Genomic DNA, 8026 nt, shown 5'->3' with positions numbered 1-8026 from the left:
TGTTGGATTTGCACATGGTTTCAACATCCACTTCGAATTCATCAAAGTTCCTGCAGATGTTGATGTCTTCATGTGTGCGCCTAAAGGACCTGGTCACTTGGTACGCCGTACGTATGAAGAAGGATTTGGTGTTCCTGCACTTTACGCTGTCTACCAAGATGCTACAGGAAATGCTAAAGATATCGCCATGGACTGGTGTAAAGGTGTTGGTTCAGCCCGCGTTGGTCTTTTGGAAACAACATACAAAGAAGAAACTGAAGAAGATTTGTTTGGTGAACAAGCCGTTCTCTGTGGTGGTTTGACTGCCCTTATCGAAGCAGGTTTTGAAGTCTTGACGGAAGCTGGATACGCTCCAGAATTGGCTTACTTTGAAGTACTTCACGAAATGAAACTTATCGTTGACTTGATCTACGAAGGTGGATTCAAGAAAATGCGTCAATCAATCTCTAACACTGCTGAATACGGTGACTACGTGTCAGGTCCACGTGTCATCACTGAGCAAGTGAAAGAAAACATGAAAGCCGTTCTTGCGGATATCCAAAATGGTAAATTCGCCAACGACTTTGTGAACGACTACAAAGCTGGTCGTCCAAAATTGACTGCTTACCGTGAACAAGCGGCTAACCTTGAAATCGAAAAAGTTGGTGCTGAATTGCGTAAAGCAATGCCATTCGTTGGAAAAAATGACGACGACGCCTTTAAAATCTATAACTAATGAGGTGATGGTGAAGTTGGGAGAAATCCCAACTTCTTTTTCATCAATAGCAGAGATGGATTAGAAGGTATTTTCAACCATTTAGCAGAATCTGTATGAAGAGACGTGCCATATCGAACATTTTGGGTGATTTTTCTGAAAATTTGGAAAACACGCTGAAATTTTTGCAGTCTTTTGATATAATTAGATGAAATAAGGAGAAGAAGAGGAAGACTATGATAACATCGAAAGATATCATAAAAGCCCACAAGGTCTTAAAGGGCGTGGTTGTTGAGACTCCCTTAGATTATGATCATTATTTATCCGAAAAGTATGGAGCGAAAATCTACTTAAAGAAGGAAAATGCGCAGCGGGTTCGTTCCTTTAAGATTCGTGGAGCCTACTACGCGATTTCTCAGTTGAATGAGAAAGAGAGAGAGCGAGGAGTAGTCTGTGCCTCGGCGGGCAATCACGCTCAAGGAGTTGCCTACACCTGCCGGGAAATGAAAATCCCAGCGACCATCTTTATGCCGATTACGACACCTCAGCAAAAGATTAGCCAGGTTCGTTTCTTTGGTGGAGAGTATGTGACCATTAAATTAGTAGGAGATACTTTTGATGCTTCTTCTAAGGCGGCGCAGGAATATACCGAGCTTAAAAACTGTACCTTCATTGATCCATTTGATGATGCCAATGTCCAAGCAGGTCAAGGAACTGTAGCCTACGAAATTCTAGAGGAAGCTAAGAAAGAATCCATTGCCTTCGATGCGGTGTTAGTACCAGTTGGTGGGGGAGGCCTCATCGCCGGAGTATCCACCTATATCAAGGAACAAGCGCCGGAAATCGAGGTTATTGGGATCGAAGCAGATGGGGCTCGGTCGATGAAGGCAGCCTTTGAAGCTGGAGGCCCGGTAAAACTCAAACAGATTGATAAATTTGCGGATGGGATTGCTGTTCAAAAGGTAGGCCAGTTGACTTATGAGGCAACGAAAAAAAATGTTGAGACCTTGATTGGCGTCAACGAAGGCTTGATCTCTGAGACCTTGATTGATCTTTATTCTAAGCAAGGCTTGGTTGCAGAACCAGCTGGAGCTGCCAGTGTAGCGGCTTTAGAAGTGTTGAGAGAGTATATCAAAGGGAAGACCATTTGCTGTGTGATTTCTGGGGGGAACAATGATATTAACCGGATGCCAGAGATGGAAGAGCGAGCTTTGATCTATGATGGTATTAAACACTACTTCATCGTCAACTTCCCGCAACGTCCAGGAGCTCTTCGAGAATTTGTAAATGATATCTTAGGACCAAATGACGATATCACGCGGTTTGAGTACATCAAACGAGCAAGTAAGGGGACTGGCCCAGTCTTGATTGGGGTTGCTTTGGCAGATAAGCATGACTATGCAGGTCTGATCAATCGGATTGAACAATTTGACCCTTCTTTCATTAACCTAAATGGAAATGAAACCCTCTATAACATGTTGGTATGATGGCTTCTTTAACAAAGAGTCACTTAAAAAAGTAATAAAATATAAAGGAGAATCAGGAAATGATTTGGATTTTTCTATTGGCTATTCTAGTAGTTGGAGCTACTGTATTCATTAGCTCACTCTATGTGGTGAAACAACAATCTGTTGCAATTATTGAGCGTTTTGGACGCTATCAAAAGATCAGCAATAGTGGGATTCATGTCCGTGCACCATTTGGTATCGATAAAATTGCTGCGCGTGTGCAATTGCGTCTCTTGCAAAGCGAGATTGTGGTCGAAACTAAGACACAAGATAACGTATTCGTTACTATGAATGTCGCGACACAATACCGTGTAAATGAAAACAATGTAACGGATGCTTACTACAAATTGATGCGTCCAGAAGCTCAGATCAAATCTTACATCGAAGATGCTCTGCGCTCATCTGTTCCAAAGTTGACCTTGGATGAATTGTTTGAGAAAAAGGATGAAATCGCCCTTGAGGTTCAAAAACAAGTAGCTGAAGAAATGTCAACCTACGGGTATATCATTGTAAAAACCTTGATTACCAAGGTTGAACCAGATGCTGAAGTCAAGCAGTCAATGAATGAGATCAACGCTGCTCAACGGAAACGTGTGGCTGCTCAAGAATTGGCTGAAGCGGACAAGATTAAGATTGTTACTGCAGCCGAAGCGGAAGCTGAAAAAGATCGCCTTCACGGGGTCGGGATTGCAGAGCAACGGAAGGCCATTGTAGATGGTTTAGCAGATTCTATCAAGGAATTGAAAGACACCAATGTGAATTTGACAGAAGAACAGATTATGTCGATTCTTTTGACCAACCAATATTTGGATACTTTGAATAACTTTGCAGAAAAACAAGGAACCAATACCCTCTTCTTACCAGCTAATCCTGATGGCGTAGAGAGCATTCGCACCCAAATCCTCTCAGCTTTAAAAGCTAAATAACAAAATATCTGACTTTTTTAAAATTGTTCGTATTTTCAGCTATTATGGTTGACAAAATATGCAAAAAATTTTATATTAGTATTGGAAATAATAATATAGGAGAAGAATCATGGCTAAATCGAACTTCGAAAAAGTGGAATCAGTTGTTGGTTGGGTACGTGATAAAAAGATCACTGGCTATCGTATCAGTAAAGAAACGAACGCCCGTGAAATGTCTATCATTGCACTTGCGCAAGGTCGTGCAAAAGTGAAAAACATTTCGTTTGAAACTGCGCTTGGCTTGATCGATTTTTATGATAAGAATCATCAAAAATTCGAAAATTAAACTTAGATATAAAAAAGAAGGGAAAAAGCTTCCCTTCTTTTTATATAGTATAAATCAGGATATCGTAGGAAAGTATCACTAGCTTACTTCATATCTATCAAAGGATTTCAACAAGTTTATGTGTGGAATCGTGCTTTCAATTGATGGTATTTAAAAACTCCCTCATCGGAAGGATTTCCAGTGAGGGAGTTTGTTTTAGTTTAAGAAACGTTGTAAGAATTCTTTCGTTCGTTCTTCTTTTGGATTGGTAAAGATTTCTTTCGGATCACCTTGTTCAGCGATGACCCCCTTGTCCATAAAGATAACACGACTTGAGACGTCTCGTGCAAATTCCATTTCGTGGGTGACCACGATCATGGTTAAGCCTTCTTTGGCTAAGTCTTGCATAATTTTAAGAACTTCTCCGACCATTTCAGGGTCCAGAGCAGAGGTTGGCTCATCGAAGAGAATAGCATCCGGATCCATAGAGAGGGCCCGAGCGATAGCGACCCGTTGTTTTTGTCCTCCTGAAAGTTGTTTTGGACGAGCAGCCCAATAAGGTTCTCCCATACCAACTTTCTCTAAATTCGCTTTAGCAATCTTCTCAGCCGTTTCTCTGTCCCGTTTTAGGACAGTTGTCTGAGCGACAATGGTGTTTTCTAAGACATTTAAGTTTTCAAATAGGTTGAAGCTTTGGAAAACCATGCCCAATTTTTCCCGATAGTGGGTGAGATCATAGTCAGGATCAAGAACGTTTTGCCCCCGGTAGAGGATTTCTCCATCAGTCGGTGTTTCTAAGAGATTGATGGAGCGAAGGAAGGTAGATTTCCCACTACCAGAGCTCCCAATGATAGAGATCACTTCGCCCTTCTCAACAGAAAGAGAGATGTCCTTCAAAACTTCGTTTTGACCGTAGGATTTTTTTAAGTGTTTGATTTCAAGTATTTTTTCTGCCATTATTTCACCTCTTTGACTTGCATTTGATTGGCACCTGTTGTATAGGTATCAGAATCTAAGCGACGTTCGATGTAACGTAGGATACGGGTGATAGTGAAAGTCAGGATAAAGTAAATAACCGCAATAATCGTAAAGGTTGGGAAGTATTGGTAGTTTTGAGTTGCGACCGTATTTCCTGTAAAGTAAAGTTCGACCACGGAGATAACATTCAAGACAGATGTGTCCTTGATGTTGATGACAAATTCATTCCCTGTCGCTGGCAAGATATTCCGAACGACCTGAGGAAGGACGACCTTGCGCATGGTTTGTCCATGGGTCATTCCTAGAGCAGTCGCTGCTTCAAACTGACCAGTATCCACTGCCAAGATTCCTCCACGAACAATCTCACTCATATAAGCCCCTGTATTGATCGAAACAATAAAGATGGCGGCCCAGGTACGATCCAAGGAAATATTGAAGGCTTGGGCCGAACCGTAGAAAATAACCATGGATTGAACGATCATCGGAGTTCCACGGAAGATCTCAATGTAGACATTGAGGAACCAACCAAAGAATGATTGCAAGGCAGCGACGGCCTTGTTCTTAGACATAGGCGCAGTCCGGAAGACACCGATTAACAAACCGATAATCAACCCAGCGATGGTTCCCGTCATGGAGATGAGGAGAGTCATACCAGTTCCGCGTAAGAACTGTGGGCCATTATCTTTCAAAATCTTCATCATTTGGCTGAAGAAAGTCTGCTCATCATCGCTAGCATCGCTGGAAGCTGGTTGCTTCTTGATCATATCATCCATGAGTTTGACTTGGTCTTCTGATGAAATATTAGCTAGTGCCGCATTGACTTGGTCAAGTCTAGCGTCACCCTTCTTCATCCCGATAGCGATGGTCGCATCTTCTTCCCCAACTTCAAATCCTTTTTTGAATTGGATCATCTTAAATTTTGAATTAGCGGACTCAGCTGTCAAGGCTTCTGGACGCTCAGAAACATAGGCATCGATAACACCAGATTCTAAAGCTTGGCGCATTTGAGCAAAGTCTCCCATTGCAGTTTCTTGTTTTGCACCCTTGAGTTGGGAGATGAGCGAGTAGAGGTAGACCCCTTGTTGAGAGGTGACCTTGGCATCCTTAAAGTCATCTAAACTAGTGGCATTCGCATAGTTTCCATCTTTGCGAACTAGCATGACTGGCTCACTAGTATAGTAGCTATTAGAAAAGGCAACCTCTTTTTTGCGCTCAGCAGTAGGACTCATCCCGGCGATGATCATATCGATTTTCCCAGAAGTGAGGGCTGGAATTAGTCCGTTCCAAGATGTTTTTACGATCAGAGTTTTTTTACCTAGTCCCTCAGCAACTTTTTTGGCGATTTGAACATCGTACCCGTTGGCATATTGGTTGGTGCCATCAATCTTTACGGCTCCATTTGAATCATCTTCTTGAGTCCAGTTGAAAGGAGCATACGCAGCCTCCATTCCAATCCGGAGATACTCATCTGCTTTGACAATATGGCTCATTCCCAGACACAAAAGTAGTCCGGTAAAGAGAGCATAAATTGTTTTTTTCATGTAGTCTCCTCTTCCTTTATAAATAGTATCATCTTATTGTACAGGAAATTGGTCTACTTTTCAAACCTGATAACCTTTTCATGAAAAAATGCTATAATAAACCAAAGGAGTATAGGGGAAATGAAAAAAATTCTGTATGTTCTATTGGCAGTGATGGCCTGTCTATTTATAACAGGTTTTGTAAAAGCGGATGGTCCTTCCTATGAGGTTCAGTCTTATCGGGGGACTCTTACCTTGGAAACTTGGGATGATGCTACCTATGAGGAAGAATTGGTCTATCATTTTACAACTTCCTATAATGGTCAATATGTCACCTTAGGAAGTGCTGGTAAAATGCCTCAAGGTTTTGAAATAGTAATTCCTCCTTTGGTGGAAGTGGAAGGTAGAACCTTGTCGCAAGAACCAGAAGTTCATAATTTAGGCGATGGTTATCAGGTAAAGATTTATAACGGTGGAAGTGCAGGGGATACTGTCAAGATAAAGGTTACCTGGCGCTTAAAAAACCTGCTCTATGTTCACCAAGATATCCTATTATTGAACTGGAAACCAATCAGTGATGGGGATCAAGAGGTCAAAAAAGTAGAGTTACAGGTTATCCCGAAATTTGCTACAGCTGCCTCGAAATCGGAACTGAATATCCATACGGCTTATATGGGGGCTGAGGCAACTGTTCAGAAAGAAGAAGCAAACTATAAGGCTACTCTAGAGAATCTGAAACGAAAAGAAGGTGTTGAAATTTATGCTTACTGGCGGAAATCGGATGTAGCTTCCTTTGGGGAATCCTATCGCGATACAGGCTTGATGGAGGAGTCCAACTATCATCGGACGGAAGCAGGAATTGTTCAAAAACGGACCTGGATTCGCCTATTTATGAAGGTCCTACTCCCAATCCTTATTCTGTTCATCCTTCTTCTTGCTATTTATTATCGTCATCGATTCATGCAATCTGTGACTTCTACCAGAGTTTTCCCAAAAAATAGCCGCTTGTATGAGATTCCAAATGACGTTGCGCCTCTACTAATGGCCTCGATTGTATACTCTACAGAGCTAGATGAGATTTCTCCAACCAAAAAACATGCTCGGGGCGCCTTTAAATTTGATCAGTTGGTGCAAGCTACCTTACTTGATTTGATTGATCGAAAAAATATCATCTGTGAGCAATACGACACTCATACAGTTTTAACGATTCAAAATGAAGATACATTGGATGAATTTGAGCGAGAGTTTCTTAGACTTGCATTCGGTTCTCAAAAATATTGTAGAACAGATGACTTGTTTTCAGATTATGAAATTTCAGATTCTCTCTATAAATATGCCTCTAAGAAAGATCAAGATGAGATTCGTGAGCGAGGAAAACAAGCGCAAAATCGGATTGATGCAGCGATTTCTCGTGTCTCTCAAGCTGTTCAGCAGAAGATCCAAACATTTACCCTTCCTTCTTATTATCGTCCCTTAGAGGCTGGGGAGGAAAGTGCAGGACGTAAAAGTCTCTTCTTTGGATGGGCTGCATGGAGCATTGCCTTGGTAGCTGGTTTAGTAGCTTATTTTGTCTTAAACTGGCTCTCTATCTTTTGCGTGATGTATGTGTTGGTGATGTGGATCCTTCCGGCAACCTTCCAAGGGAAGTTCATCCTCTATCAACGGGATGGGGTCCCAACAGAGCTCGGAGCTGAGCAACGCTATTATTGGGATAGCTTCCGTAATATGTTGCGGGATATCGCTCATTTGGAAGAAGCAGAAATTCAATCGCTGGTTTTATGGAATCGCTTATTAGTCTATGCTACTCTGTTTGGTTTTGCAGATCAAGTAAGCAAAGTGATGAAGCTTCGTCAAATCCACTTAGAGAACCCAAGTATGGATGCCTATGTCTACACTCCGTTTCGTAGTAATCTAATCCATTCCAGCCGTCTCTTATCTAATTATGGAACGACCGCTACAACCGCTAGTCATTTTACAGTATCTTCAGGCGGTAGTTCTGGGGGTGGTTTCTCTGGAGGCGGTGGAGGCGGTGGCTTCGGTGCTTTTTAGAGTGACAAATGTGCCGTCTAGCCAATCTTGTGTTTACAATTTCATAG

At 41.9% G+C, this 8026-nt stretch carries 7 protein-coding genes; 5 read left to right on the top strand and 2 right to left on the bottom strand.

Annotated elements, in window-relative coordinates:
* The 4 genes from ilvC to ACLOR3_RS08265 form a co-directional block, all read left to right on the top strand.
* A partial coding sequence (gene ilvC, locus ACLOR3_RS08280) for a ketol-acid reductoisomerase (RefSeq protein ID WP_412037139.1) occupies positions 1–715 on the top strand: 715 nt, incomplete at its 5' end.
* Between the two features lie 215 nt (positions 716–930).
* Positions 931–2181 (top strand): threonine ammonia-lyase IlvA, encoded by a 1251-nt coding sequence (ilvA, locus tag ACLOR3_RS08275; protein ID WP_048691460.1) that lies wholly within the window; start codon positions 931–933, stop codon positions 2179–2181.
* Positions 2182–2240: 59 nt separating this feature from the next.
* Complete coding sequence (locus tag ACLOR3_RS08270) at positions 2241–3128, top strand: SPFH domain-containing protein (protein WP_048788758.1); 888 nt, start codon at positions 2241–2243, stop codon at positions 3126–3128.
* A 109-nt stretch (positions 3129–3237) separates the two neighbouring features.
* Entirely contained in the window at positions 3238–3453 is a 216-nt protein-coding gene (locus ACLOR3_RS08265) for a capsule biosynthesis transcriptional regulator (protein WP_006594972.1), read from the top strand.
* 195 nt (positions 3454–3648) lie between these two features.
* On the opposite strand, the gene ACLOR3_RS08260 is transcribed toward ACLOR3_RS08265, so the two are convergent.
* Together ACLOR3_RS08260 and ACLOR3_RS08255 are read right to left on the bottom strand one after the other, a co-directional pair.
* Positions 3649–4389, bottom strand: a complete 741-nt coding sequence (locus tag ACLOR3_RS08260) for an amino acid ABC transporter ATP-binding protein (protein ID WP_009732258.1) — start codon at positions 4387–4389, stop codon at positions 3649–3651.
* On the bottom strand, positions 4389–5951 hold the full coding sequence (locus ACLOR3_RS08255) for an ABC transporter substrate-binding protein/permease (RefSeq protein WP_411400865.1): 1563 nt from the start codon (positions 5949–5951) through the stop codon (positions 4389–4391). Before ACLOR3_RS08255 ends, ACLOR3_RS08260 begins: the two co-directional genes overlap by 1 nt.
* A 120-nt stretch (positions 5952–6071) precedes the next feature.
* Between ACLOR3_RS08255 and ACLOR3_RS08250 the strand changes: the two genes are divergently transcribed.
* The gene (locus ACLOR3_RS08250; RefSeq protein ID WP_411400867.1) at positions 6072–7979 is read left to right on the top strand and encodes a DUF2207 family protein; all 1908 of its coding nucleotides are present in this window, start codon (positions 6072–6074) and stop codon (positions 7977–7979) included.
* Positions 7980–8026 lie beyond the last annotated feature (47 nt).

Source organism: Streptococcus intestinihominis, assembly GCF_046824975.1.
Taxonomy (GTDB): Bacteria; Bacillota; Bacilli; order Lactobacillales; family Streptococcaceae; genus Streptococcus.
Note: the sequence above shows the minus strand (reverse complement) of the source record. Positions and strands in the feature narration are given on the sequence as shown.